This is a genomic window from Nocardia sp. NPDC057440 (genome assembly GCF_042802915.1).
Lineage (GTDB): Bacteria > Actinomycetota > Actinomycetes > Mycobacteriales > Mycobacteriaceae > Nocardia.
Genome location: NZ_JBHVDF010000007.1, coordinates 415,984 through 440,377, shown reverse-complemented (window position 1 = coordinate 440,377; position 24,394 = coordinate 415,984). Strand labels below are relative to the sequence as shown.

General features: G+C 67.1%; 25 protein-coding genes and 1 tRNA gene. 10 read left to right on the top strand and 16 right to left on the bottom strand.

Annotated features, from left to right (window positions below):
* Window positions 1-361: IS30 family transposase (locus tag ACFU4Z_RS18135; protein WP_379064270.1), on the top strand; the 361-nt coding region annotated here is incomplete at its 5' end.
* Window positions 362-490: 129 nt separating this feature from the next.
* Here the strand turns inward: ACFU4Z_RS18135 and ACFU4Z_RS18130 are convergent.
* The 6 genes from ACFU4Z_RS18130 to ACFU4Z_RS18105 all read right to left on the bottom strand — a co-directional run bounded on the left by ACFU4Z_RS18130 (window position 491) and on the right by ACFU4Z_RS18105 (window position 6,125).
* Window positions 491-2,635, bottom strand: coding sequence for a hypothetical protein (locus ACFU4Z_RS18130; protein ID WP_379064268.1), 2,145 nt, complete (start codon window positions 2,633-2,635; stop codon window positions 491-493).
* Between the two features lie 141 nt (window positions 2,636-2,776).
* On the bottom strand, window positions 2,777-4,144 hold the full coding sequence (locus ACFU4Z_RS18125; RefSeq protein WP_379064266.1) for a hypothetical protein: 1,368 nt from the start codon (window positions 4,142-4,144) through the stop codon (window positions 2,777-2,779).
* Window positions 4,141-4,341 carry a hypothetical protein gene (locus ACFU4Z_RS18120; RefSeq protein ID WP_379064264.1) on the bottom strand — a complete coding sequence of 67 codons (201 nt, stop codon included), beginning with the start codon at window positions 4,339-4,341 and terminating at the stop codon, window positions 4,141-4,143. Before ACFU4Z_RS18120 ends, ACFU4Z_RS18125 begins: the two co-directional genes overlap by 4 nt.
* 13 nt (window positions 4,342-4,354) lie before the next feature.
* Window positions 4,355-5,476 carry a tyrosine-type recombinase/integrase gene (locus ACFU4Z_RS18115; RefSeq protein ID WP_379064262.1) on the bottom strand — a complete coding sequence of 374 codons (1,122 nt, stop codon included), beginning with the start codon at window positions 5,474-5,476 and terminating at the stop codon, window positions 4,355-4,357.
* Window positions 5,473-5,931 (bottom strand): AbrB/MazE/SpoVT family DNA-binding domain-containing protein, encoded by a 459-nt coding sequence (locus tag ACFU4Z_RS18110; RefSeq protein WP_379064260.1) that lies wholly within the window; start codon window positions 5,929-5,931, stop codon window positions 5,473-5,475. The genes ACFU4Z_RS18115 and ACFU4Z_RS18110 overlap by 4 nt, the downstream gene beginning before the upstream one ends.
* Window positions 5,932-6,040: 109 nt before the next feature.
* A tRNA-Leu gene (locus ACFU4Z_RS18105) sits at window positions 6,041-6,125 on the bottom strand.
* A 513-nt stretch (window positions 6,126-6,638) separates the two neighbouring features.
* On the opposite strand from ACFU4Z_RS18105, the gene ACFU4Z_RS18100 reads away from it, so the two are divergent.
* From ACFU4Z_RS18100 to ACFU4Z_RS18090, 3 genes are all read left to right on the top strand, one after another.
* The gene (locus ACFU4Z_RS18100) at window positions 6,639-6,995 is read left to right on the top strand and encodes a winged helix-turn-helix transcriptional regulator (protein ID WP_379064258.1); all 357 of its coding nucleotides are present in this window, start codon (window positions 6,639-6,641) and stop codon (window positions 6,993-6,995) included.
* Between the two features lie 208 nt (window positions 6,996-7,203).
* Window positions 7,204-8,565: a M20/M25/M40 family metallo-hydrolase gene (locus ACFU4Z_RS18095; protein WP_379064256.1), complete on the top strand. Its 1,362-nt coding sequence runs from the start codon at window positions 7,204-7,206 to the stop codon at window positions 8,563-8,565.
* Between the two features lie 20 nt (window positions 8,566-8,585).
* On the top strand, window positions 8,586-9,113 hold the full coding sequence (locus tag ACFU4Z_RS18090; protein ID WP_379064254.1) for a YbhB/YbcL family Raf kinase inhibitor-like protein: 528 nt from the start codon (window positions 8,586-8,588) through the stop codon (window positions 9,111-9,113).
* Between the two features lie 60 nt (window positions 9,114-9,173).
* Here ACFU4Z_RS18090 and ACFU4Z_RS18085 read toward each other — a convergent pair whose 3' ends face one another.
* The 3 genes from ACFU4Z_RS18085 to ACFU4Z_RS18075 all read right to left on the bottom strand — a co-directional run bounded on the left by ACFU4Z_RS18085 (window position 9,174) and on the right by ACFU4Z_RS18075 (window position 12,520).
* Window positions 9,174-9,902 (bottom strand): GTP cyclohydrolase II, encoded by a 729-nt coding sequence (locus tag ACFU4Z_RS18085; protein ID WP_379064252.1) that lies wholly within the window; start codon window positions 9,900-9,902, stop codon window positions 9,174-9,176.
* 96 nt (window positions 9,903-9,998) lie between these two features.
* Window positions 9,999-10,835 carry a GTP cyclohydrolase II gene (locus tag ACFU4Z_RS18080; protein WP_379064250.1) on the bottom strand — a complete coding sequence of 279 codons (837 nt, stop codon included), beginning with the start codon at window positions 10,833-10,835 and terminating at the stop codon, window positions 9,999-10,001.
* A gap of 215 nt (window positions 10,836-11,050) precedes the next feature.
* Window positions 11,051-12,520: a carbohydrate kinase family protein gene (locus ACFU4Z_RS18075; RefSeq protein ID WP_379064248.1), complete on the bottom strand. Its 1,470-nt coding sequence runs from the start codon at window positions 12,518-12,520 to the stop codon at window positions 11,051-11,053.
* Between the two features lie 484 nt (window positions 12,521-13,004).
* On the opposite strand from ACFU4Z_RS18075, the gene ACFU4Z_RS18070 reads away from it, so the two are divergent.
* On the top strand, window positions 13,005-13,283 hold the full coding sequence (locus ACFU4Z_RS18070) for a hypothetical protein (protein ID WP_379064246.1): 279 nt from the start codon (window positions 13,005-13,007) through the stop codon (window positions 13,281-13,283).
* A 55-nt stretch (window positions 13,284-13,338) separates the two neighbouring features.
* Window positions 13,339-13,755 carry a hypothetical protein gene (locus ACFU4Z_RS18065; RefSeq protein ID WP_379064244.1) on the top strand — a complete coding sequence of 139 codons (417 nt, stop codon included), beginning with the start codon at window positions 13,339-13,341 and terminating at the stop codon, window positions 13,753-13,755.
* A gap of 45 nt (window positions 13,756-13,800) precedes the next feature.
* Here the strand turns inward: ACFU4Z_RS18065 and ACFU4Z_RS18060 are convergent, their stop codons facing one another.
* Genes ACFU4Z_RS18060 through ACFU4Z_RS18050 form a run of 3 tightly spaced genes read right to left on the bottom strand, consistent with a single transcriptional unit; the run spans window position 13,801 to window position 16,185 of the window.
* Window positions 13,801-14,877, bottom strand: coding sequence for a quinone-dependent dihydroorotate dehydrogenase (locus tag ACFU4Z_RS18060; RefSeq protein ID WP_379064241.1), 1,077 nt, complete (start codon window positions 14,875-14,877; stop codon window positions 13,801-13,803).
* A 4-nt stretch (window positions 14,878-14,881) separates the two neighbouring features.
* Window positions 14,882-15,163, bottom strand: coding sequence for a DUF5703 family protein (locus ACFU4Z_RS18055; RefSeq protein ID WP_379064239.1), 282 nt, complete (start codon window positions 15,161-15,163; stop codon window positions 14,882-14,884).
* Window positions 15,163-16,185: a YncE family protein gene (locus ACFU4Z_RS18050; RefSeq protein WP_379064237.1), complete on the bottom strand. Its 1,023-nt coding sequence runs from the start codon at window positions 16,183-16,185 to the stop codon at window positions 15,163-15,165. The genes ACFU4Z_RS18055 and ACFU4Z_RS18050 overlap by 1 nt, the downstream gene beginning before the upstream one ends.
* 165 nt (window positions 16,186-16,350) lie before the next feature.
* On the opposite strand from ACFU4Z_RS18050, the gene ACFU4Z_RS18045 reads away from it, so the two are divergent.
* The 4 genes from ACFU4Z_RS18045 to ACFU4Z_RS18030 are packed head-to-tail and all read left to right on the top strand — an operon-like array spanning window position 16,351 to window position 19,577.
* Window positions 16,351-16,707, top strand: coding sequence for a hypothetical protein (locus ACFU4Z_RS18045; RefSeq protein WP_379064235.1), 357 nt, complete (start codon window positions 16,351-16,353; stop codon window positions 16,705-16,707).
* A gap of 6 nt (window positions 16,708-16,713) precedes the next feature.
* Window positions 16,714-17,247, top strand: a complete 534-nt coding sequence (locus tag ACFU4Z_RS18040; RefSeq protein WP_379064233.1) for a hypothetical protein — start codon at window positions 16,714-16,716, stop codon at window positions 17,245-17,247.
* Window positions 17,247-19,340, top strand: a complete 2,094-nt coding sequence (locus ACFU4Z_RS18035; RefSeq protein ID WP_379064231.1) for an MMPL family transporter — start codon at window positions 17,247-17,249, stop codon at window positions 19,338-19,340. The genes ACFU4Z_RS18040 and ACFU4Z_RS18035 overlap by 1 nt, the downstream gene beginning before the upstream one ends.
* Before the next feature lie 36 nt (window positions 19,341-19,376).
* The gene (locus ACFU4Z_RS18030) at window positions 19,377-19,577 is read left to right on the top strand and encodes a hypothetical protein (RefSeq protein WP_379064229.1); all 201 of its coding nucleotides are present in this window, start codon (window positions 19,377-19,379) and stop codon (window positions 19,575-19,577) included.
* A 259-nt stretch (window positions 19,578-19,836) separates the two neighbouring features.
* Here ACFU4Z_RS18030 and ACFU4Z_RS18025 read toward each other — a convergent pair whose 3' ends face one another.
* The 4 genes from ACFU4Z_RS18025 to ACFU4Z_RS18010 form a co-directional block, all read right to left on the bottom strand.
* Window positions 19,837-20,700 carry a heme ABC transporter ATP-binding protein gene (locus tag ACFU4Z_RS18025; RefSeq protein ID WP_379064227.1) on the bottom strand — a complete coding sequence of 288 codons (864 nt, stop codon included), beginning with the start codon at window positions 20,698-20,700 and terminating at the stop codon, window positions 19,837-19,839.
* Window positions 20,701-20,794: 94 nt separating this feature from the next.
* Window positions 20,795-21,868, bottom strand: a complete 1,074-nt coding sequence (locus tag ACFU4Z_RS18020) for a FecCD family ABC transporter permease (RefSeq protein WP_379064318.1) — start codon at window positions 21,866-21,868, stop codon at window positions 20,795-20,797.
* 382 nt (window positions 21,869-22,250) lie between these two features.
* The gene (locus ACFU4Z_RS18015; protein WP_379064225.1) at window positions 22,251-23,357 is read right to left on the bottom strand and encodes a hemin ABC transporter substrate-binding protein; all 1,107 of its coding nucleotides are present in this window, start codon (window positions 23,355-23,357) and stop codon (window positions 22,251-22,253) included.
* A 20-nt stretch (window positions 23,358-23,377) separates the two neighbouring features.
* On the bottom strand, window positions 23,378-24,352 hold the full coding sequence (locus ACFU4Z_RS18010; protein ID WP_379064223.1) for an aldo/keto reductase: 975 nt from the start codon (window positions 24,350-24,352) through the stop codon (window positions 23,378-23,380).
* Between the last annotated feature and the right edge of the window lie 42 nt (window positions 24,353-24,394).

Genomic DNA, 24,394 nt, shown 5'->3' with positions numbered 1-24,394 from the left:
GCTGCCGGATGGGCATCGCGCCGATCTGGTCGCTGCCGCGCTGGCCGCGCGGATCGTGACGTTGCCGGTCGCGTTGCGGCGCACCCTGACCTGGGATCAAGGCAATGAAATGGCTGCTCACGCCCAGTTCACCATCGCGACCGAGGTTCCGGTCTACTTCTGCGATCCCAAAAGTCCCTGGCAGCGCGGCAGTAACGAGAACACCAATGGTCTTGTCCGCCAATACCTTCCCCGCACCGTCGACATGCGCGACTACACCCAAACCGACCTAGATGCCATCGCTGACGAACTCAACCAACGACCTCGACAAACCCTGGGGTTCAAGACACCATCAGAAGCACTCAACCAAGCGTTGCGATGACCGCCTGAACCCGCACCGCATATCGCGCGTTGGGTCAGTCGTTGGTCTTGGCCGCGGGAATGCGGCCGAGACTATCTGGGCCTGCCCGGAGAGGTTCGGCCGGCAGCAGCCACGCAACTTCCGAGGGTGTCAGGGTGGTGACTGCGGCGTATCCACCAAGCCTTGCGGTGCGTAACGCCGAAACGGTTCGTCCGGGCATCTGATTCGTAAGGTCAGGTATGGCTCTTGGTGACAGATATCGTGGTCCGCCACCGTTCGTCGCTCGCGTCGCGTGGCCAGCTGCGCAACAGACCGCGAGGGTTTTGCGGCTTGGTCTTCAGACTGCGCTTCGTGTAGTTCGTATCGAGTCGCGAGCCAGGCGCGCCAGAGTGCACGTTGTTGCCGGTGGCGGGATATGCGCTCTCGGCGCAGCTGCGGGAGGCCGTGTGCGGTCGCGATGTCGTCGAGAGTGGTAGGACCTTCGTTGATGCGGCTCTTGGTGTGGGTGAGAAGCCCGGCGGTGGTAAGGGTCGCCAGCGCGGCGTACCCGCTGCTGCGGTTCATTCGGGCCGCCGCAATTGCTTCTGTCGGGGTCGCTGCCCGATCGCCGAGCACGGTTTCGTACAGCCGGCGGCAGTGCAGTCCGAGGATGCTCCAGGCCGGATGCACCGGCTCTACCCGAACCGTTTGGCTCCCTGCCGGATTCGATGAGTCCGGATGGTCGTCGACTTGGGGTCTGACCAATGCGTAAGCATCGGCGAGGAGCCCGGCGCCACGTCGTGTCCTCAGAATAGGAGAGCCGGGGAGGTCGCGAAGGTCGCGCAGGACCTGCCAGACGGTGGTCTCCGGGATTCCCGCGGCCATGAGCGATACCGACCGGCCGCCCAGCTCCACGATCGGGACACCGCGCACGACGGTCCCGCCGATCGCCGAGCCATACGCCAATGCCTGAAGGACAGCGAGCGCGCTCCAGCGTCGGGGGGATCGTGGCCATTGCGCGTCGACCCACTTTGTCGCGGCGGTGAGCCAGCGAGCTTGTTTTTTCGTTCGCGAATTGTCCCCCCACCACCCCCCTGTGTGCTCTTTGGACTTGTGCGCGAGTGAGCGGAATTCGGGTGCGATCCGGTTCGCCCAGCGGCAGGCCGCATCCCAGTCGCGACCTAGCGCGGCGTCAGCCTCGGCCCCGTAACGGTGGTAGGCGGCGGCGAATCCGGCCCAGGTCCCACCTGCGGCGGGCAACTGCGTACGAATGTCGCTGAGGCAGTACCCGCGCAGCACGGCGGCCGCGAGGACGGCCTGGCGGGCAGCGGAGCGGTCCAGGCGTCCGTCCCGCGCGCGCCAGCGACCGTTCGCAGGTGCCGAGCCGTTGATGGCAAATGCGCGCACCGCGCTCGGCATCGGTGTCCTGAGCCGGATCTGCGTGCGCAGTCGTGCACGGTCGCCGCTGTCCTCCCATAGCGGGGGGACCTCGGCTCCGGCGGTGCACGTCGCGCGCGATGTGTGCACGGTGGTCGTGCGCACCGTGCACGGGGCCGATGCGGAGCTGGCCGGGTCATGCGGGAGCAGTGCACGGTCGTGCATCTCCAACAGTTGGGACAGGCGGGGAACGAACCCAGCGTCGGAGCGGACGGTGAGCGCTTGGACCGCGTCGTCAAGGCTGCCGTCGAGTTCGCGGAATCCGCCTTCACGACAGCGAGATCCGGGCGGGGTGATGCAGCCGGTGGCGGGGTTCAGCATCGGGGTGATGTCGAGGCTCGGTAACTGCTCGGCGAGCAGCCGCAGCAGAGGTTCGAGGTCAGCTCTGGTGAGAGCGATACCCACCGGCAGCGGGATCAGGACATGGCGGCCACCGCTGGTGCTGCGGTCGGCGATCGCCTTGCCGCCGCAGTCGCCGATCCACCGCAGACACCGCGCGACATCATTGTCGACGCCCTGGCGGCCACAATGTTTGGCGTCGAAATCCAGTGCGAGCAACCGCGCACGGCCGCGGAGATACAGCGGCACCGCCGCGGGATGGGCGGGCAGTCGGCGGGTCAGCTGCTGGGCATGCGCGCGATAGACGCCGTCTTCGGGGCTCCACAACCGCATGGAGCGGCGGGCGGCCAGCAGGGGCGCCAGGGTGGTGAACAGCGCCTGCGCTTGCGTGTGGGTGTAGCTGGAAGGGGTTGGGGGACAAGGGAGTAGGGGTTGCCCAGGTAGGTCAGGAATGGCTGTACGCGCTGGTGCGTCGCCCGAGAAGAGGGCCGTTGCAGGCGCGTGCAGGCGTGAGCTACCCTGGGACGTGCTAAGCCTCATTAGCGCGACCTTCGGGTGTGAAGCGGGCCCTCAGTTCCAGCTGGGGGCCTTTGCTATATCTGGAGTTGCGATCAGGGGCAGGATCGGTGCGGGGGCCGTCTTTTCTTGTGTTTCACATGGGCTCACCCGCTCGCTGACCGATCAGGCTGTTCGGATCGGAGTTCTCACCTCCTGCTGTTGGTTGATCGGCAGGCCGAGGGATTGTGCTCGGTACACGATGCGACCGATGGTGGATGCGTGGAAGCGCTCACCGGTTTCTTCTGCCATCTCGTTCGCGATGAATTGATGGGCCAGGCCACGCGCGGCTTTCTCGAGCACCGAGATCAGGTGCTGCTCAGGCATCGGGGTCTGCCTACGGCTCCTCATGTGCCGTGCGATGTGGACGATGATGTCCGCGTCGTTCTGTGAGATCCCGGCGACAGTAGTGGCCGCCTGCACCACTTCGGAGGTCGGAGGTGAGGTCCGCTCGGCAACGGTGGCCTCCGATGTGGGCGAGGCCGGGCTGGGGAAGGCAGTGGAACTGTAGGCCGGGACAAGGGTGATCGGCGACGGCGCAGGGACCGGCGTGGCTTGGGGTAACTCAGCGGTCTCAGATGGGCTGTCGTCGGTGTCGTGAGCTGCCGATGTTGCTGACACTTCGTCGATCATCTTGGCGTAGCGTGCAGCCAGCCAGGCGTGCAGCCACATGAGGACCACGACCATGGTCGGCGCGACACTGTACTGTGCGGCGCGCCCGAAGTTCGCGGCCGCCAAGTGCGGTCCGGCGTTCAGCGAGACGGTGGCGAGCAGCAACGCCGCTTCGAAAAGCACAATGCGCGAGCGATCGACAAGCCTGCCCAGCCGGGCCGCGATGGTCGCCTGAGCCATGATCTCGAGGATCGGGATAGAGATCAGAGCCTCTAGACCGAAAGACAAAATCCACAGCACCAGCACCGGCCCCGTTGGGTCGGCGTGGTCCGGCGCAAAATTCATGCCTACGTTGATCGCTGACCACAACAGCGCACCGACTATCGCGACGCGTAGTCGGGTCGACATACCCGTGGTGCGCCGGTAGAGCATGCCCACCTGTGTGTCGGGGCTGGTTTCGCGCCGCCGCGCCGCCAATGCCCGCTCGTGCCAACGACGCTCGCTGGCAACGGCCCGACGGTCCTTAGCCGCTTGCTTGTGGTCGCGGTAGACGTCGGCACCCTCCAGCGCCGCGATACGTGCACGCTGACGTCGCTTCTGGCGGCGCAGCCGGACATGGAGCCGGTATTCGGCCGCGATCTCGTCTTCTGTCATCGCGCGATACAGCAGCGGATCATCCTGGATCGTGACTGTGTCGTAGGCATAGTCCAGCCACTGCCGCAGCGGGCGCGAACCCGGGCCGCTGCGGCGAATCAGCCCCCACCACAGCCGCGTCCACGGCCGCCGGATGGCAGTGGGTTCGGGTGTCGGCGCGGTTGAGGTTGCTGGTATGTCGGCCGAATCGTCGACGTGTGACGCCCGGTCGCGGGGTGGTGCGGTCATCGGGTGGGTTCCTTCCAGCGAAACGGGCTCAGACCGGCATGGGCCCATGCGGGATCGTCGTCTGGCAGCAGCGGGTGCAGCTCGCCGGTGAGCGCGACGAGCGCTTCGACGACTTCTTCGCTGGTGAACGCGAGAGCGGAGTCGGATCTGAATTCGCCAGCGTGGGTGGATTGTTCGTCCATCGCGGAGGTTGTCATGAGCTGATCTCCCTCAGATGTTTCGGCCCGACTCGATGCCAGCGCGCGTCGGCGGCAGGCTCGGCGGCGATCCGGAAATCGCTGCGCGGCTCCCGGCATGGTCGAGGCTGGGTTCTGTCGTGGCCAAGGGGTGGGGTTCGCCGGTGAGGTGAGCGATAGCGGTGGCGACTTCGTTGATGGTGGCGGTGGTGTAGATGCCGGTGGTGCCGCGGCTGGCCTGGCTGTGTCGGGCGAACTCGCTGGCCACGGCGTGGTTGTAGTGGCGTTCGATCCATGTGGTGGTGGTGTGGCGCAGCCAGTGGATGGAGATGCCGTGTGTGTGCACCCACGGCAGGTGGCGGCCGAGGCGTTCGAACAGCGCGTTGTAGCGTCGGCGGGTGATGGGCTTGCCGTTGCGTGCACGCAGTAGCTGTTCGTTCGGCAGCGCATCGCGCTCCTCGCCGTGGCGGCACAGCGCGCGCATCAGGGTCGGGGAGACGGGCTGCCAGAGTTCGGTGCCACCCTTTTCCCGCAGCAGGATCAGCGACTGTACCGGGTCCAAGTCCTGCGGACGCAAGCTCAGCGCCCCGCCACGGCGGCATCCGGACTCGGTGTGAAGCCGCAGCAGCAGGGTGTCGAGCTCGGGGTCGTTGCCCGTGGTCGAGGCGACATGGACGATTTGCGCGAGCAGATTCGCCGGCAGCGCGCGCCGGTTGGAACGGGTGCGTTTGGGTTTCTTCAGCCCGGCGACGGGGTTGTCACGCGGATCGATCGTCCGATTGTCCTCGGCGTGCTTGTACAGCCGTCGCAACACGTCGGTGACGTGGCGGACCACATCGTTGCCTCCGCGGTCGCTGCGCCGGATTACCCGCTGTGCACGGATCGCCTCGCACAACACCTGAAAATCGGCGGTCGTCGGTTCGTCCAGACGCCGCTGGGCCCACCCGGGCTGGGCGAGGATCTTGTCCCAATAGGTCTGGTAGTGATCGCGGGTGCGCCCCTGCGGCATCGAGGCCAGCGCCTTCGGGATGTGCTCGGCGAAAGTCGGCACCGCACGAGCGGTTTCGGTCCCTGTTGCCAGATCGGCGAGGGTGAGTCCGAGACTTTTCATCATCGTCTGCATTGCGGCGATGTCGGAGTCTGTGCGCGTGCTCATGCGTCGGCTCCTTCGGCGAAGCGGCGCGCGAGGATCTCATCGAGCACGTGGGCCGGGTACACCACCAGCAGAGACTGTTCGGGGTCGGCAGCCAGCAGAACGCGGTCGTGGATGCTGATGTGTGCGCCGCGGCGTACGGCCGCGGGCAGGGACAGGTGTCCGTGCTTGGTGACGCCGCGGCGGCCGTAGCCGGGGCGGGTGATCACGATCAACCCGCCGTTGATCCGCCACGACAGCAGATCCCCGGGACGCCAATCCAACGCGGTCAGGACGGCCTTGTCGATCACGCGCCCGTTGGTATCGACCGGACGGATGCTGTGTACCGCCGACCGCTTGGGCGGTAGCTCGACATTGCCCAGCGGCAACCCCGGCGCGCCGGGAATCGCATGAACGCCACCGGTGGCGTTGAGCGCGGAGAACGATGGAATGACCGGTGCGAGTGTGTCATGGCTCACACGAATCACCCCCAGTGGGGGTGAAACCGCAGGTCGCGAGAAAAATCCGATGATGGGTGTCCAGGCTGAGCCTGGACCCCTTTTCTGAGGCATATTTGCCACAATTTTGTGTCCGGAGGGGGACTTGAACCCCCACGCCCGTTAAAGGGCACTAGCACCTCAAGCTAGCGCGTCTGCCATTCCGCCACCCGGACCGGTGGTGCTCAGCAAGGTTATCGGATGTGGGTGCGTGGAACCAAATCGAGCCTCTAGCTGGCAATTCTCGGGGATGTGAGCCTGCGGCCGTGCGTTCGTGGAGGGGTGGCGAACGCACGGCGGTGTGGTCGGGTCAGCGGAGTTCTTCGATGGTTCGCTCGAATCCCAGCGGGTTGTGGCCGTCGGCGATTTGGCGGTCGATGAGGTTCTTGATGGGGGCCGATGTCGAGGGCTACGCCTGCGTCGCGGCGGGCGCGGACGATGGCGTCGACAGTGGGTTTGTGGAAGGCGAGGGGTTGGAAGGGGCGGCCATCGCCTGGCCCATCGCGCCGAGTCCGAGGACCGTCACCGGGGTACTGGGTTTCCGCCATTGCGGGTCGCCTCCTTGGTTGGTGAACGTGGTGGTCAGCGCGCTGGAACCAAGGTTGCTCTTTGCCCGATGGACCGGCAAGTACCTACTATTTGGTCGGGTACTTACCACTCGGCGTGTGAACAGGTAGCGAGGTCGGACGATGGGCGAAAAGAGATCCGGACCATACTTCTGCGGCATCGACGCGGCGATGGATGTCGTCGGCGGGAAGTGGAAGGCGCTGATCCTCTGGGAGCTCGAGAACCACGGTGTGCGCCGCTTCGGCGAACTGCGCCGCGGCCTGCCGGGGGTGTCGGAGAAGATGCTCATCCAGCAGCTGCGCGAGCTGGAGGAGGACGGCGTCGTGGACCGCGAGATCTATCGCGAGGTCCCGCCGCGGGTCGAATACCGCCTCACCGAGCTGGGCACGGCGCTCAACGCCGCACTCGAACCACTCGGCGCCTGGGGCCGCGATCGCATCGATCGCATCGGGGCGGCCAGAGTCCACTTGTCCGCGTGACCGAGTCGCATCTGGTGGCCCGGTCTCGCATTCCGTCGCGGCCATGTGCCGCCCGTCGGCGATCCCCGAGGCTTTCTGCTCAGGCTGATGTTGGCGGCGGGCGGCCGTAGGATTGCCCACCGCAGGCGGTGGTGTGTGGGTGCGTTCCGCCCGGCGCGGCGGGCGGCGCAGCACGGGATATCGGCGGGTAGATGGTAGGAAAGGGTACGTGTCAGCAACTGGCGAAGGATCCGTCCCGAAAAGCAGCAGTCGTGCGGTGTCGGAGGTGGTGGAGCTGGTCAGTGCGCTGATCCGGTTCGACACCTCCAACACCGGCGATCTGACCACCACCAAGGGGGAGCGCGAGTGTGCGCAGTGGGTGGCCGATCAGTTGCATCAAGCGGGTTACACCACCGAGTACGTGGAGTCGGGTGCGCCGGGACGCGGAAATGTGTTCGCGCGGTTGAAGGGCGCCGATGCCGGCCGGGGCGCACTGATGATGCACGGCCACCTGGATGTGGTGCCCGCCGAGGCCGCGGACTGGAGCGTGCACCCTTTCTCCGGCGCGGTTCGCGATGGTTACGTGTGGGGGCGCGGCGCGATCGATATGAAGGACATGGTCGGCATGATGCTGGCGATCGCGCGCCAGTTCAAGATCGAGGGGACGGTGCCGCCGCGCGATATCGTGTTCGCTTTCCTCGCCGATGAGGAGAACGGCGGCAAGTGGGGATCGCAATGGCTGGTGGACAATCGGCCCGATCTGTTCGCCGGAATCACCGAGGCGGTCGGGGAGGTCGGTGGGTTCTCGCTGACGGTCCCGCGCCCCGACGGCACCGAACGCAGGCTCTACCTGGTGGAGACGGCCGAGAAGGGGCTGGGCTGGATGCGCTTGCGCGCCAAGGCCCGTGCGGGTCACGGCTCGTTCCTGCACGAGGACAATGCCGTCACCATCCTGGCCGACGCGGTCGCCCGCCTCGGCAAACACACCTTCCCGCTGGTGCTTTCGGATTCCGTCGCCGAATTCCTGGCCGCGGTGTCGGAGGAGACGGGCCTGCAATTCGATCCAGCGAGCCCCGACATCGAGGGCCAACTCGCGAAACTCGGCACCATTTCCCGCATTATCGGCGCGACGCTGCGTGACACCGCGAATCCGACCATGCTGCAGGCCGGTTACAAGGCCAACGTCATCCCACAGACCGCCGAGGCGGTCGTGGACTGCCGTGTGGTGCCCGGGCGGCAGGAGGCATTCGAGCGCGAGGTGGACGAGCTGATCGGCCCGGACGTCGAACGGGAGTGGATCACCAAACTCGATTCCTACGAAACGACCTTCGACGGTCATCTCGTCGACGCGATGAACGACGCCATCCTCGCCCATGACCCGCAGGGCCGCACCGTGCCCTACATGCTTTCCGGTGGCACCGACGCAAAGGCGTTCGCGCGCTTGGGTATTCGCTGCTTCGGCTTCGCACCGTTGCAGCTGCCGCCGGAACTGGACTTCACCGCGCTTTTCCACGGCGTCGATGAACGCGTTCCCGTGGACGCGCTCGAGTTCGGCACGCAGGTTTTGGAACATTTTCTGTTGCACAGCTGAATCAATCCGGAGAGGACCCCATGACCTACAACCCCTACGACGCGCTCCCGCAGGTGCCCACCTTCACGGTGACCTCGGAAGACATCACCCCAGGCGAGTCGCTGCGCAACGATCAGGTGAGCGAATTCTTCGGTGTGGGCGGCAAGGACATCTCGCCGCAGTTGTCGTGGTCCGGATTCCCGGAGGAGACAAAGAGTTTCGCGGTCACGGTGTACGACCCGGACGCACCGACCGCGGCGGGCTTCTGGCACTGGGCCGTCGCGAATATCCCGGCGACGACCACCTCGCTGCCGGCGGGTGCGGGGAGCAAGGGTGGCACGCTGCCCGAGGATGCGATCAACCTGCGCAACGACGCGTCGTTCCCCGGCTTCGTCGGCGCCGCGCCACCCGCGGGCCATGGACCGCATCGGTACTTCGTGGTCGTGCACGCCGTTGATGTGGAGAGCCTGGAGGTCTCCGAGGACGCGACACCGTCCTTCCTCGGATTCAACCTGTTCTTCCACACTCTCGCCCGCGCGACCGTGGTCGCCACCTATGAGGTGAAGTAGGCTCGAAGCCGGTGTGGCCCTGAGCGAGATGCTCAGGGCCACAACGATTTCCGTAGCCACTCATCGTGGACGGACGTCGGGGATCGTGACGGTTCTCACCGCGAGTGCGAATCGCCGCATGCACCATGACACCGGAGGACACCACCACGGCCCGTGCGACCGCGGAACCCGCGACGACCAGCCCGCGTCGTCGAGCGGGATCATATGCCCGCGACGGTCCCGCTTGGCCTCGAGATACTTGCGCGCCTTGTCGCTGCGCGGCCGCGTCCCCAAAGGCACCACCGTGACGGCGATGCCCTGATCCCGCACCGCACGCACCTTGTCCGGGTTGTTGGTCAACAGCCGCACCGAGCACAGCCCCAGCGCCGTCAGCGCCTCGGCGGCGAGTCGGTAGCACCGCATATCGGCACGCAGTCCGAGGTGCTCGTAGCTGTCGAACGTGTCGACTCCCAGTCGCTCACTGGTGCGCAGGCCACGCGCCTTGTTGACCAGACCGGCGCCGCGCCCTTCCTGCTCCAGATACACGAGCACACCGCACCCGGCGTTCTGGATGAGGTCCAGCGATTTATCCAGTTCGGGACCGCAATCGCAGTCCTCGGACTGCAAAGCGTCGCCATAGAGGCAGCGGGAATGGATTCGGACCAGACAACCATCGGTGATCTGGCCGAAGACAAGCGCATGACCGCCGTCTTCGTCACCGGGAATCGGCATGACCTGAACGCGGAGCTCACGCCCCTTGCGAGTCAGCCGATGTCCGGTGGCGGAGAGGCTGGGTGCCGCTTTTGCCATGCTCCTCCGATGCATAGTGAAGCGGTCGCACGAACTGTGAAATTGCCAGTCGCACAATGAATCCATGGTAGCCGGAGGGCAGGTCCCATGGCACTGCTACGCGGGGACGGCGGCTCGCTGGGTACCCTCGTGACCGCAGTGCGGCGCGGCATTGCCGAGAGCTGGCTGGGTGACAGGTGCCGGCAGGCCCGGTTCGGTAGGCAGGTATGCGACGATTTCGCTCGGCATCGCCCCGGGCTGTGGGGTGGGATCGTCGCTCGGCTTTTGCGCGGCGGCAGCGGAGGCCCGCCGCCAGAATGCCAGACGACTGTTGCGGACGCCCCCGCGTCGACGATTGCGGCGTGGTCGCTGCACGGCCGGGAACGTGCCCAAGGCATCCGATTCCCAGTCGGCCGGCGCCCATGGCGCGTCGTCGGTCGGAATCCAATGGCGCCGACGTCGACGTTTGGCCTCCAGATACGCGGCGGCGCGTGCGCTCAGCGGACGGGTGCGCAACGGAACCACGGTCACCGCAAGGCCCGCCAACCGAAAATCCTCGGCCTTGGCCGGGTTGTTGGTCAGCAGCTGTACCGATCGCAGCCCGAGTTCCACCAGAGTCTTGGCCGCGTGGTTGTAGGTGCGGGCATCAGCCGGGTAGCCGAGCGCTTCGTAGCTGGCGAAGGTGTCGCTGCCGGTGCGCTCGCTCTGCTGGTAGCCGCGTGCCTTGGCGATCAGCCCGACGCCGCGGCCCTCCTGCTCCAGATACACCAGGACGCCTGCGCCTGCCGCCTGGATGAGGTCGAGCGCCTTGTCGAGTTCGGGCCCGCAGTCACAGTCGTCGGAGCCGAGCGCATCACCGTAGAGACACCGGGAATGCACCCGGACCAGGCACCCGTCGGTGAGCTCACCGAAGGCCAGTACGTATCCGTACTCGGCGCCGCCGGCGACTTCCATGACAGAAACCTGTATTTCGCGTCCCTTGCGGGCGAACCGGTGAGTGGTCGCACCGAGTAGGGACCCGGCTGTGATCAATGCTGCCCCGGACCCGAGCCGGAGCGACGCCGTTGGATGTGCGTGGTCACGACGGGGACTGTAGCGGATGCATAGTGTCGTACAGATGAAGTGCGAGGCATGGTGGTAAAAAGTCGCCGTTCGGGATGATGCGATGCTCACCGGTTCGCGGCATAACGCTCGACGATCTGGTCGATATCGCCGGTCAGCGGCATGGCGCTCGGCACGTCACCGAGCTTCTGCGTCAACAGCATGGCCGCGGTCGCCCAGTCGAGGTCTTCCCGGCCGAGCGCCCCCTCCGAGACGACCACCCGATAGGCGAGCGCCGCGGAGAACGCGGCCGCCGCACCCGGCGCGTTCTTGAGTGCCCGCGGAAAATGCGTGACGTCGACGTTGAGCCGATCCGATCGCATCGCACACTGGAATTCCCCGACCGTGCACACCGCGCCGACCCCGAGCCCACGCAGCCGCTGCGCGACATCGTCGCTCGACGCGGTGATCACGGCCGGGAGCATTTTGTCGAGCTCGTCGGCGGAACCCACCAGGTAGTCGACCGCGTCGAGATGGCGATAGAGATCCTGCGGTACCCGCAGACTCGGCGTCGGACAGACGATCAGCCGCGGTTTGGGTCGCATGCGCGCAACCATGGCCAGCACCTGCCCGATGATGCCGATGGGGTGTTCGAAGGTCAGCAGCACCACATCCGAGGCACCCAGCGCCGCACGCACATTCGGTCCATCGAGATCCGCCCCTTCCAATCGGACCCGATCGTCCTGCACACCGATCAACGCCATGTCGCCGCTCGAGGTCATGATGACCGCAGTGATCGGTGAGGGTGCGCGGGTGGCAGTCTTGATCAGCTCGGTCCTGACCCCGGCCGTGTCGAGATACTCCCTGATGCGACGGCCGTTTTCATCGTCACCGAGCGCGGAGACGATGCGGACCTGGAGTCCGAGGCGTGCGGCCGCCACCGCCCGATTGAGCCCTTTGCCGCCGGGATGCTCGCTGTAGCCGTTGCCGCGAGCGGGCGCGTCCACCGCGGGTATGCGGTCGACACGGAAGAGGTGGTCCATGACCGCGTCACCGACCACCGTCACCATGCCGGGTCGCGGCTGCGAGTTCGGAAGCGTCACTACGATTTTCGGCGTGGGAGCCACCTGCGGGATGGTGTAGCTGGATTCGCCGGCGAGCAGGCCGGCCAGCGCGGTGAACGCGTCGTGCTCCGAGGATGTGCGCAGCCGCTTCACCGTCGGTGTCTCGGGAATGGCCTCGGCCCGCAGCGTCTCGTGCAACCGCTGCCACATCTCGGCCAGATACTCCCGCCGCTGCCCGAGGTTCTCGGCGTAGAGGCGGTCGAGGTCGATTCCGTCCGGGGGGCTTTCACGAAACAACCCGAGCGAGAGTGCCGCGTCGGCGATCAGGCGGTCGGTCGGCTGCAAGCGGCGTGCCATATCGCTGACGACGGGCAGCATGGATTCCTCCGGCGACCGGCCCGTCCGCAGTGCGCGCTGCCGGACTACTACCAGGTCGAGCAGGGGCTCGACGTCGATCTCGGTGTTACGCAAGCGATCCGAGCTCAGGCCGGAGTACTTGCACAGCCGCGTGAGGATATTGCGTATCGCGACCATACGAGAGTCCTGCGGAAGGTTCTGCAAGATCCGCCCCTCCCTGGGTGCGTTGTCGATTCGTTGTCCGTGCCGGCGAACTACCGGATGAGCGGGGTTTAGCGCGAACAGGATCCGGCAATCCCCAACTTACTCCGGCAATTGACCATCATGAAGGGCAAATGCCACACTGGTTTCGGCGATCTGATCGCCCGCCAGACGATTCGGGAGGGTTTGGTGATGAGAATGCTGCTCCTGATGCGACATGCTCGGCGGCGCGGACAACACCGCGTCGGCGACTGTGAAACCGAGCTGGAGACCAACCGCACCACGGTCTAGGCGAACGGTTCGCGTTCACCCGGACATCCGACAGAAATCAGCCACCGTCGCCGCTCCGCTTCTTCCGATGGCAACGAGGCCCGGCCGATGCGAGCAATTCGGATCCACCAGGGCTCGACGCTCCCTGGCCGAAGCATCCGCGACGATTCCTCCGCCCGTGGAGACAGCCGTGACGATCTACGAAAGCAGCCGGTCGATGACCAGCAGCGTCACGCCCGAATGGGCATGGCGAGCAGGCCCCGAGGAACCGGCGTGGCGACTGAGCTGGTTGCCCAATCCACTGACCCGCGAACAGGCACTGGCCGGCATGGAACTGCAGGAGATCCTCAGCCATCCGGACCTGGCACCGGACGCCGCCGCGCAGACGCTGGCCGATCGACTCGGAATCACCGTGCGGCAAGCCATCGGCCTGCTGCATCAACGGATGCTCGACAGGAGTCATTCGTGACCATGTTGTACCCCCAAGAGCCCACCAGGCTCGAGCTGTTGCACCGGAGGCACCCATGAACGTGCAGACGACCGAATGGACGATGATCAGTGACATAACCCCCGAATCGGCCTACAGGACCATCGGATCGGGGGCGACGGTGTGGTCGTTGAGCTGGCTGCCCGACCGGCTGCTGACCAGGGAACAGGCGTTGGCAGGCATGGAACTCGACGAGATCCTCAGCGACCCGAGCGGCGTGCACGACCAGGACGCGGACGTCGAAGCGACCAAGCGAGCGGACACCATCGGCATCCTCTGGGAGCAGGCGGTGATCCTGCTGTCCAAGCGGATCCTGGCACGCATGCGTCAGCACGCGGGCGAGACGCCGGAACCGCAGGACGCGACGGTCGATGAACAAGTCACGACCGGGCGCACCTTCCGCTCACGCCGCATGTCGATGCATCGCGGCGGACCGCCTCGGGTGCTCGGATAGCAGCGCGCACACCGTGCAAGGCGGCACCGAACGCCACCGCAGGTGTCAGGAGCGATCGCCGTGCTCGGCGCCGATAGCGTCGGCGATCGACTTGTACCCGTTGTCGCGCAGCCGCGCGGCGATGCCGCGATGGATGTTGCGAGTCCAGAAAGGGCCGCCGTAGATGAAACCGGTGTAGCCCTGCAGCAGGGTGGCGCCCGCGAGGATCCGCTCCCAGGCCTGGTCGGGGGTTTCGATGCCGCCGACGGAGATGAGGACAACGCGGTCGCCGACGCGGCGGTAGAGGCGGCGCAGCACGTCGAGGGAGCGCTCGGCGACGGGAGCACCGGACAGGCCGCCCGTACCCATGGCTTCGACCTCGGCGGCAGCAGTGCGCAGGCCATCGCGGCGGATGGTGGTGTTGGTGGCGACGATGCCGGCCAGGCGCAGTTCGACGGCGAGGTCTGCCACCGCGTCGATGTCCTCGTCGGAAAGGTCGGGGGCGATCTTCACCAGCACCGGAACCTGCACGCTGTCGAGCACGGCCTGCAACACCGGGCGCAGCGATTCGACGGCCTGCAGGTCACGTAGACCGGGGGTATTGGGGGAGCTCACGTTGACAACGACGAAATCGGCGAGCGGGCCGAGCAGTGCCGCGCTGATCGCGTAATCGGCTGCGGCGCCCTCGGGTTCGACGATCTTCGTTTTGCCGATATTCGCGCCGACCGGGACTCCGCCGCGGCGCCTGCGCAGTCGCTCGGCCGCGGCGGCCGCGCCGTGATTGTTGAAGCCCATCCGGTTGATGAGGGCATGATCGGCGGGCAGCCGGAACAGTCGCGGCGCGGGATTGCCCGGCTGGGCCTGGGCGGTGACTGTGCCGATCTCGGCGAAGCCGAAACCGAGCGGTCCCCACGCGTCGACGCCGTCGGCATTCTTGTCGAAGCCGGCGGCCAGGCCGAGCGGCGCGGGGAACTCGACGCCGAAGGCGGTGTTGCGCAGGATCGGATCGTCGGAAACCAGGACCTTCGACATTGCCCAGCGTGCGGGTGGGAAGCGGTCGGCCAGTTTCATTGCGGCAAAGACCAGATGGTGGATACGTTCCGGCGGTAGCAGGAACATCAAGCGCAATAGCAGTGCGTACATCGGTTCACATCCCCGGTTCGGGCTGGGGTAGCAGCGCGGTTTTTCGGCGGCGCAGCAGCACTCGGCGGCTGCCGTCTGTATAGGCGCGTACGCGCGAGAGTTCCCAGCCGCCGAATTCGGCTTGAATGGCCAGCCGCATGGACGCGGTCACCCGATTCACCTCCGGCGGTAGTCGCAGTGGCACGTATTCGTAGTCGTCACTGGTGGTTTCCCAGCTCGCGGGGAGCGCCGCGCGATGGTTGCGCGTCCTTCGATGCTGTGGTGGTTGGTCATCCTTCGACGCCATCACTGCCCTCCCTTCCGCTGGTCCGCCCGGATTCGTTGCAGACCGTTCCCGGTCGCGGATCCGACGAACAGATCGCCGGTGCGCTCGTCGATGGCGACCGAATTCGGCTGCCGGACCGTCGGAAATCGGCCCACTTCCTTCGGTATACCCGTCGACAGATCGAATCCGACGACCTCGTTGGTCTGCGTGCACGTCACCCACACGGTCTCCGACCGTGGATCGTAGGCAAGCGCGTAAGGCGACGATCCTACCGGGAAACGCTGCCGCAGGACGAGCGGTCCGGCCGTGTAGACCAGCAGTTCGTTACCTGCGGTGTCGGTGACGATGATGCGGCCGAAGTGGTCGGTGATCAGGTTGGTGGCGCCGTCCCCCGCGCGCAGAGCCAACCCGAGCTGGTCTTTGCGCAGGTCGAGTTCGGTGAGCGAGGTCTGACGACGGTCGAGCACGCTCACCCGATCGCCGGTGAGGGCCAGCGCGTCGGCAGAGGCGAGCCCGGATACGGTGTCGAGGACCTCGCCGGCGGGAGACAGGACGCGCACCTTGCCCTCGGCCGTGCCGACGACGAGTGCGCCGTCGCCGCGTTCTTGCACCGCGTGCACGTCACCGTCGACGGTCACCGCGGTGCTCGTCGACGCCGCGGCGTCCACGCGCAGCACCTGATTCGGCAGGGCGACAAGAACTTCGCCGGCCTGTCCCGAGGCGAGAGCGGTGGCCTTCGCGGGCAGCGCGACAGTGCGCACCACGGGCGGGGTGGTGGCCGGATCGATGAGCAGCAACGCCGTCGCGCTGTTGTCGAGTGCCGCGAGCAGACCGGTTCCGGTGACGACGAGCAGATCGGTGATCGGTGTGGCGACCGGCAGGACCTGATCGGCCGGTGCGGCGGTCGCGTCCGAGGAGACCGCGGCGGTGGCCGGTGGTCTGGTCGGCAGGTCTTTACCGTCGGTGTCGGAGGAGCATCCGGCGAGCAGCACCAACACCGCGACACCCGCAATGGCCGAGAGGACCGAGCCGCGAGGGCGCATCCACCGAACTCCTTCTACCGACGTACTACCGACCGATCATCCGCAACATCACCATCTGACCATGATGGCGCACCGGCGCGGCCGACCGGGGTGGCGGCTCGAGGAGAATGTCGGCGTTCGGGGTTACGGTTATGTCGAAACAATGTCCAACTCAGGGAGATCCGGTTGAAAGCCGACCATCCATCGGGATTTGCCATCGATGACATAACCGTTGGTCCGTTTGCTCACGGATTCGGCAGCACCGCCGACGGCAGGCCCTACGCCTTCCGCACGGTCCGCTCGACCGTCACGCTGGAGATCTACCGCGCCGACCTCGACAGCGACGTGCCAGGTCCCGAGGACATCGTCGCGGTCGCCCAGGCCCGCGTCACCGACATCGATCTCGACGACGAACGCAGTGTGGTGGCGCTGGTGCGGGACATGATTCCGGACGCGGCGCCGGTCGAAGTGGCCGCCGAGCGCGACGTGACGACGGTTCGGGCGCTGCTCGGACGGATCAGTTCCGTCATCGATGGTATGTAGATGGTGATGCCAACCACACGATTCGCCCGTACCGCGCTGACCGCAGCGGCCCTCATCACGATGACCTCGGCCGCGGCGTGCAGCTCGGGACCGGACGAAGCAGCTGTCGACGCCGCACGCTCCTCGGCCATCGCTTCGCTGTCCTCCTCTGTCGCCGCGTCCTCGAGCGCCGCACACCGGCCGCTGCCGACCGCCGCCGAACTCGACGCGCAGATCAAGCGCGCACTCGACCCGGCGCTGCCCGACAGCGAACGCACCGATCTCATCGAAGACGGCGAGGTGTTCAAGGACGCCATCCCGGACATGTACAAGGCGCTGCAAGACAATCCGCGCGCCGTATACGGGGTCACCGACCCGGTCTTCGACAACCGCGACGGCACCTTGACCGCGACCATGCGCCTGGACAAAGACGGCACCGGCTCCGCCGTGCGCACCACCGTGGTGCATTTCGTGCTCATCGACGGCAAGTGGAAGATCTCCCGCACCGATCTGTGCGGCATCCTGCGCTCGGCCGATTACCGCACTCCGGCCTGCGGCTAGTGCTGGATACGGGCCTGGCGCGGTGGGGTCATGTCGTCTATCGCCACCGTTATCTCGTCCTGGCGGTCTTCGCGCTGGCCGTCGTCGCCTCCGGCTGGTACGGCCGTGACCTGTCGGGCAGGCTGACCCAAGAGGGCTGGTTCGACGAAAGCAGCGAATCGGTGGCCGCCTCCAAGATCGCCGACGATACCTTCGGCCGCGATACCGACAGCGACATCATCGCCGTCTACACCGCGCCCGCGGGCAGCACGGTCGACGATCCGGCCGTGCGGGCCGCGGTGACGACCGCACTCGATCAGCTGCTGGCCCGCCACCCCGACCGAGTCCAGAAGGTCGACAGCTATTGGGACAGCCCGTTCGCCGCGCAAGCCACCGACGCCTCGCACACCCACGCCTTCGCCAGCATCGGACTGCGCGGTGCGGGCACCGCCACCGTGGAGAACTACGCCGCGATCAAGGACGAGCTCGGCGCCGGACCGGCCGGTAGCGGGCCCGGCGGCACGACGGTGCAGCTTGCCGGGTTACAGCCGGTCGTCGAGGGCATCAACCATGGCATGCAGCACGACATCAAACGCGCCGAAATGATCGCATTGCCGATCGTGGCGATCCTGCTGTACTTCGTCTTCGGCGGGGTGATCGGCGCACTGCTCCCCGTGCTCATCGGCGGGATGACGGTGCTCGGCACGCAGGGCACCATGCGCGTGCTCACCGACCACATCAATGTCAACGTATTCGCCAGCGCGGTAGTGACTTTGGTCAGCCTCGGGCTCGCCATCGACTACGGGTTGTTCACCGTGACGAGGTTCCGGGAGGAGTTGGCCGCCGGTCACACGGTGGAGGAGGCGACCGCGCGCACCGTCGCCACCGCGGGGCGCACGGTGCTGTTCTCGGCGGCGATCATCGCGATCAGCCTGGGCGCGTTGTTCATCTTCCCCATCGGCGTGCTGCGCTCGGTGCCCTACGGTGGCATCAGTTCGGTATTGCTCGCCGCGCTGCTGTCGGTCACCGCATTGCCCGCGGTGCTCAGCATCGTCGGACGGCGCATCGATCTGTGGGGCTGGCATCGCTTCTCCCGCAGCAAAACCGAAGCCCAGATAGACGCCGGATTCTTCTCGCGGCTCGCCACAATGGCGATGCGGCGGCCGTGGCTGATCGCGGCGCCGATCGTGCTGGTGCTGCTGGCGCTGAGTGTCCCGTTCCGCCAGATCGAGTTCGGCGGGCTGAGCGAGCGCTATCTCGCCGACGACAACGCGGCCAGGGTGGCGCAGGAACGCTTCGACGAGCTGTTCCCGAGCTTCCGCACCGAACCGCTGAAACTGGTGGTGATCGGCGCGAATCCGCAGCAACTCAGCGACATCCGGTTCGAAGCCAACCAAATTCCCGGACTCACCGGGCGCTTCGAACCCGGCGCGCCGACCAAGGACGGCATCAATGTGCTCAACGCGGGCCTCGCCGACAAGCGTGACGCCGACGCGGTGATCGCCGCACTGCGCGCCATCCCGGAACCGCCCGGCGTCGAGGTCATGGTCGCGGGTGTGCCCGCGCTGGAGCGCGACAGCATCAACGGACTGCTCGAAGGGCTACCGGTACTGGTCGCGATCCTGGCGGTCGCCGCGCTGGGCCTGATGTACGCCGCGTTCGGGTCCTTCGTCCTCGCGCTCAAGGCCGTCCTTATGAGTGCACTGAGTCTCGGCTCTACGCTGGGCATCCTCACCTGGATTTTCGTGGAAGGCCACGGCGCGGGGATCTTCCATTTCACGCCGGGCCCACTGATGTTCGCGGTGCTGGCGCTGATCGTGACGGTCATCTTCGGACTGTCCACCGACTACGAAGTCTTCCTGCTCTCGCGCATGGCCGAGGCCCGCGCGGGCGGCGCCGACCCGCCCGAGGCGATCCGCTACGGCATCGCCCACACCGGCAGCGTCATCACCTCCGCCGCTGCGATCCTCATCGTGGTGACCGGCGCTTTCGGCTTCTCCGACCTGGTGCTGATGAAGTACATCGCCTACGGCATGATCGCCGCGCTGATCATCGACGCGACCGTGATCCGCATGTTGTTGACGCCCGCGGTGCTGAAACTGATCTGGCGCTGACGACGACCTGGCGTAGAGCTGGAAGGAGAACCACCTGTGCGCGCGATCAGGGGCTCGAATCTGCTGGTGATGTTCCTGCTGGAACTGGGTGTGCTCGTGGGAGTGGGTCTTTGGGGCTTCACGATTCGCCTTACCGTGATGATGGTCGAGTGTGTTATGGGCGGTAGGCCATCGGCAGAGGCGGAGGTGCGTCGGTTGCGCACGGCTGGCGAACTCGCGGCGAGAATGCCGCTGTGACAACAGGTTCAGCGGTCTCTGGAGATCGGAAACGCAAGACGACCGGATGGTTTACGCTCTGGCGACACATCCAACAGAGCGTCAATGGATACCTCAGCCTGTCAGGTACCACACCGCCCTTTCTGCCTGGTACGGCAGGCGGAAACCTGCTGCCGACAACGATTGGGCACCCGGACGTTCCTGCCGTAGATGGCGATCTCCGCGCCGACGATTTGAATCGTCGCACGTAGCGGCCGATTTTCGCGGGGCGGGCGGCTGCTCAGCGTCGGACCGGGAGGACTAGCTGGGCGCCGGAGATCGGGTGGTCGAGCACCTCGACGGGGTGTTGATAGACGCGGCTGAGCAGTTCGGAGGTGAGGACCGCGCGCGGTGGGCCATCGGCAGCGATGCGGCCGGATTCCAGGACCGCGACGCGGTCGGCGTAGGCCGCGGCGATACCGAGGTCGTGCAGGACGACGACAACGGCGGCGCCTGCTTCGGCGCGGGTGGTGGCGAGGTTCAGCACGGCCTCTTGGTGGCCGAGGTCCAGGGCGGCGGTGGGCTCGTCCAACAGCAGGGTGGCGGTGTCCTGAGCGAGGACACGCGCCAAGGCGACGCGTGCGCGTTCGCCGCCCGACAGCGTCGGAAACGACCGTGCCGCAAGGTGTTCCACGTCGGTGGCGGCCATCGCGGCGGCGATCTTCTGGTCGTCGAGCGCACGCAGCTCGGTACGCACCCACGGCGCACGGCCCATGGCGACCACCTCGCGCGCGGTGAACGGGAAACCGACGGTATGGCTCTGCGGCAGCACCGCCCGGCGGCGCGCCATGTCGAGCGCAGACCAGTGGGCCAGCGACCGCCCGTCGAGTTCGACCGTGCCTTCGGTCGGGGCGAGCTCGCCCGCGAGAGCGGCGAGCAACGTGGACTTACCAGCGCCGTTCGGGCCGACCAGCGCGACAACCTGCCCGGCAACGACGTCGAAGTCCACTGCCTCGAGCACGCGACGACTTCCCGTTCCGGTGGCACCGCGTCGATCGATGCTCACACCGATCGCGCGCAGCGTGACCGAATCACGTTCGTGCGCCACAGGCAGCTCGTGCGTCCGCGCGAAAACCCCGCCGAGCCCTTGCCGCATGCCGCTCATATGTCGCCCCCGATCACCATGTCGGCAAGGCGCTCGGACATGGCAGGCGGGGAAGCCGCGGCAGAGGTCAGCGAGGAGCGCGTCGATGAGCCGGTCATGCCCATCCTCCCGCGCGAGCGCGTGTCCGGCGCAGCAGCCAGAAGAAGAAGGGGCCGCCGATGAGGGAGGTGAGCATGCCCAGCGGGAGGTCGGCGTTGTCGACGAGGGAACGGGCGCCGACGTCGGCGGCGAGCAGGACCACCGCGCCGATGATGGCGCTCAAGGGGATCAGGACGCGGTGGGCGGGACCGACGAGCATGCGGACCAGGTGCGGGACGATCAAGCCGACGAACAGGATGATCCCGGTGAAGGCGACACCCGCAGTGGCCAGAATCGCTACGACCAGGATGACGTTGCGGCGCAAGCGTTCTACGTCGACACCCAGATGGCGAGCAGCGGACTCGCCGAGGGCCAGCAGGTCCAGGCGCGGTGCGATGAAGATCGCGGCGAGCACGCCGACGGCGGTGAGTGGTGCGACCACGCGCACCGAGCCCCACGTGGCGCCGTTGAGGCTGCCCAACTGCCAGAACACGATTTGATCGCGGGCAGCGGGGGAGGCGACGAACAGCAGGAAGGCGATGAGTCCGCCTGCGAAGGCATTGATCGCGACGCCGGTGAGCACCAGTGTGACCACCTCGGTGCGTCCATTGGATCGGGCCAGCACATATACGAGCAGAGTGGTCGCCAGCCCCGCCACGAACGCGGCCGCCGCGACCGACCAGGCGGCGACGAACGCGCCGCCGAACACGATGACGGTCCCCGCACCGACCGCGGCGCCCGCCGACACCCCGATCACACCGGGCTCGGCCAGCGGATTGGCGAACACACCCTGCAACAACGCACCCGCTGTCGCCAACGCCGCGCCCACCAGCATCGCCAGCACCACCCGCGGGAAACGGACCTGCCACAACGTCACCTCACCGGCAGGATGGGCGGGCATCGGCCCCCAGTCCAGGCCGATTCGATGCAACACACTGCCCGCCACCTCGGCGGGCGTGGTCGGCACCTGCCCGATCGCGGCCGAAGCCAGAGCGAGCAGAACCAGCACCGCCACCGCGACCACGAAGACGATCGTGGTGCGTGAACGGCCACGGGATTTCGGAGCAGTCGGCTGCGGGCTGTGCGGCATCGACCGATCGATCGAGGTGCTCCCCGACGTCGCTCCGCTCACCACCGAACCTCGCCTGTGCTCGCTGCCACCGACCTCAGGGTCCCGTCCCTGCGAGACTCTGCGGCGATCCGCCCGGAATCTGTGCCGGTCCGCACTGATCGGGACATGCCATTGCGGTCGCCGCGCGCGGCCCTTCGACCCGACATCGCCCCGAACAGGTTCGTGCCGAACGGGTCAGTTGCCGCGCGGTTCGGGGCGATTGTTGCCCGGACCCCCAGTGCGGTCGTTCCGATGAGACTCGAACTCCTGCCGAATAGACCGGTTTCGATGCCGAATACACCAGAAACTACTCCGAACGGACCAGAGTCCGTCCCGTCGACTACTCGCTCGCCGCCCGTGCTCATGCCGGTCGGGTGCCGTACACGGCCTCGCTCAGGGCTGCGATGACGCGGCCGGTGTTCGGGCCGAAGCTCAGCAGGACCGCGTCGGACATGTCGACTACGCGTCGGTTGCGGCCAGCGGGGGTTTGCGCGATGCCGGGTACCTTCTCCAAACCGTCGACCCCGCCGACCGAATGCAGGCCGTCGGTCATGACGAGCAGGACGTCGGGGGCGGCGCCGATCATGGCCTCGCTGGTGATCGCGACGAAGGGTTCCTTCAGTCCGGCCACCGCGCCCGCGTCGTGTGCGCCCAATGCGGCGATGAGCGCATCCGCGCCGGAGCCGGGGCCCGCGAGCATGGTGATGGCAGTGCTGCGCAGGTAGAGGAAGGCGATGGTGAGGGGCTTGTCCTGCCTCGGGACGGCGGCGGTCGCGGCGGCGATCTCGTCGCGGGTGCGCCGGGCGAGAGCCTGTCCGCTGCCGGGAACACCGAGGGCGCCCGCGACGGCCTCGATCTGCGGCACCACACCGTCCATGGTGCGTTGCGGGTCGAAGTACACGACGGTGACACCTGCTGCGCGCAACTGCTCGCGCACCGCGGGCGCGGCGCTGGTGCTGTCGGTGAGGAACACCGAAGGACGCAGCGCCAGAATGGATTCCACGTTCAGCGAACCGCTGCCGCCGGTCACGTTGGGCACGTTCTGCACCGCGGGGAACGAGGCGGCGGTACTGCGGCCGACGATTTTGGGACCTAGGCCCAACGCCCACACGATCTGCGCGAGGGTGCCGTAGCGGTCGGCGGCGATTATGCGGCTCGCGCTGGTGACGGTGACCTCGGAGCCGTCGAACGACCGCACCGTCGCAGGCAGGGTGGGGGTCGGTTCCGGCCCGATCGGCGTGGGGTCGAGGTTCGCCAGCTTGGCGGTGCTCTGCCCTCGAGGCCCGGAGGTCGTGGCGTCGCTGCCGGTGCCGCACGCGGTGACCCCGACCAGGATGCTCAGCGCGAGCACGGCGTAGACCGCACGCTCCCATCCGCTTCGGACGCCGTCGATCCGTCGCGCCTGGACGGACGCGGGCCCGGACAAGCGTGCCGGAAAAGCCGAATGCCTCGACGTCGCACAACTCATGCAGGCAAGGCTAACTTGCGTCATTCCGTGCGTGCACTGACGTCGTCCAGAGCGGCCGCGATGGCCCGCGGCAGTTCGAGAGCCTCCGCGGCGAGCACGCCGGTCAGCTGCCCGATGTCGCGGGCGCCGACGATCATGCTCGCGACGCCGGGGCGATCCCGAATCCACGCGAGCGCGACCGCGAGCGGCGAGGTGGCCAGGCCGTCGGCGGCGGTGACCAATGCGTCCACGACCCGGGTCGCGCGCTCGTCGAGCCGGTGCCGGATCTCGGCGGCGGTCGCCTCGTCCGCACCACGCGAATCGGCGGGCACACCGTCACGATATTTGCCGGTGAGGATGCCGCCCGCCAACGGGGCGGACGCGATCAGTCCGACGCCGTGGTGATCCGCCGCAGGCAGGAAGGAACCTTCGGAGCCGCGCGCCAGCAGCGAATACGGCGCCTGCGCGACGGAGATCGGCGCAATGGCGGCGAGACTGGCCAACTGCCAGGCGCCGAACCCGCGCACGCCCGCGTACCGGACCCGCCCCGAGCGCACCGCGAATTCGAGGGTCGCCGCGACTTCGTCGAGCGGAGTCCGCGGATCCCATGCGGCGACGTTCCAGATGTCGAGATAGTCGGTGCCGAGCTCGAGCAGCGTCCGGTCGAGTTGACGCAGCAGGGTGCGCCGCGAGGTGTCCACCGTCGGGCGGGCCGGTTCCGGCGCGGGCACCGACGGACCCGCCGGCGCGGGCGAAATCCTCGGCAGCACACCGGCGCAACCACTGAGCACCAGATCGTCACGCGAGACCAGGTCACCGAGCAGCTCGGCCAGGATCCGTTGCGCCGCACCGCCGCCGTAGGCGGGGGAAGTGTCCACCAGGGTGCCACCGGCATCGGTGAACGCCACCAACTGCACGGCCGCCTCGTCGGAATCCGTATGCGAACCCCACGTGTGGGTCGCCAAACCTATCCGGGACACCCGTAGGCCACTGCGACCGACCGTCCGCTGTTCCATCACCGTGTCCACGATTTCGTCACGGCGCCAAGCCTAGAGCGT

What these genes read in the sequence shown, in the direction of transcription:
- ACFU4Z_RS18130 (WP_379064268.1), bottom strand. Translation starts at nt 2,635, where the DNA reads ATGAGGCTTAGCACGTCCCAGGGTAGCTCACGCCTGCACGCGCCTGCA.
- ACFU4Z_RS18125 (WP_379064266.1), bottom strand. Translation starts at nt 4,144, where the DNA reads ATGACCGCACCACCCCGCGACCGGGCGTCACACGTCGACGATTCGGCC.
- ACFU4Z_RS18120 (WP_379064264.1), bottom strand. Translation starts at nt 4,341, where the DNA reads ATGACAACCTCCGCGATGGACGAACAATCCACCCACGCTGGCGAATTC.
- ACFU4Z_RS18115 (WP_379064262.1), bottom strand. Translation starts at nt 5,476, where the DNA reads ATGAGCACGCGCACAGACTCCGACATCGCCGCAATGCAGACGATGATG.
- ACFU4Z_RS18100 (WP_379064258.1), top strand. Translation starts at nt 6,639, where the DNA reads ATGGGCGAAAAGAGATCCGGACCATACTTCTGCGGCATCGACGCGGCG.
- ACFU4Z_RS18090 (WP_379064254.1), top strand. Translation starts at nt 8,586, where the DNA reads ATGACCTACAACCCCTACGACGCGCTCCCGCAGGTGCCCACCTTCACG.
- ACFU4Z_RS18085 (WP_379064252.1), bottom strand. Translation starts at nt 9,902, where the DNA reads ATGGCAAAAGCGGCACCCAGCCTCTCCGCCACCGGACATCGGCTGACT.
- ACFU4Z_RS18080 (WP_379064250.1), bottom strand. Translation starts at nt 10,835, where the DNA reads ATGGAAGTCGCCGGCGGCGCCGAGTACGGATACGTACTGGCCTTCGGT.
- ACFU4Z_RS18075 (WP_379064248.1), bottom strand. Translation starts at nt 12,520, where the DNA reads ATGGTCGCGATACGCAATATCCTCACGCGGCTGTGCAAGTACTCCGGC.
- ACFU4Z_RS18065 (WP_379064244.1), top strand. Translation starts at nt 13,339, where the DNA reads ATGAACGTGCAGACGACCGAATGGACGATGATCAGTGACATAACCCCC.
- ACFU4Z_RS18060 (WP_379064241.1), bottom strand. Translation starts at nt 14,877, where the DNA reads ATGTACGCACTGCTATTGCGCTTGATGTTCCTGCTACCGCCGGAACGT.
- ACFU4Z_RS18055 (WP_379064239.1), bottom strand. Translation starts at nt 15,163, where the DNA reads ATGGCGTCGAAGGATGACCAACCACCACAGCATCGAAGGACGCGCAAC.
- ACFU4Z_RS18050 (WP_379064237.1), bottom strand. Translation starts at nt 16,185, where the DNA reads ATGCGCCCTCGCGGCTCGGTCCTCTCGGCCATTGCGGGTGTCGCGGTG.
- ACFU4Z_RS18040 (WP_379064233.1), top strand. Translation starts at nt 16,714, where the DNA reads ATGCCAACCACACGATTCGCCCGTACCGCGCTGACCGCAGCGGCCCTC.
- ACFU4Z_RS18025 (WP_379064227.1), bottom strand. Translation starts at nt 20,700, where the DNA reads ATGAGCGGCATGCGGCAAGGGCTCGGCGGGGTTTTCGCGCGGACGCAC.
- ACFU4Z_RS18020 (WP_379064318.1), bottom strand. Translation starts at nt 21,868, where the DNA reads ATGCCGCACAGCCCGCAGCCGACTGCTCCGAAATCCCGTGGCCGTTCA.
- ACFU4Z_RS18015 (WP_379064225.1), bottom strand. Translation starts at nt 23,357, where the DNA reads ATGAGTTGTGCGACGTCGAGGCATTCGGCTTTTCCGGCACGCTTGTCC.
- ACFU4Z_RS18010 (WP_379064223.1), bottom strand. Translation starts at nt 24,352, where the DNA reads ATGGAACAGCGGACGGTCGGTCGCAGTGGCCTACGGGTGTCCCGGATA.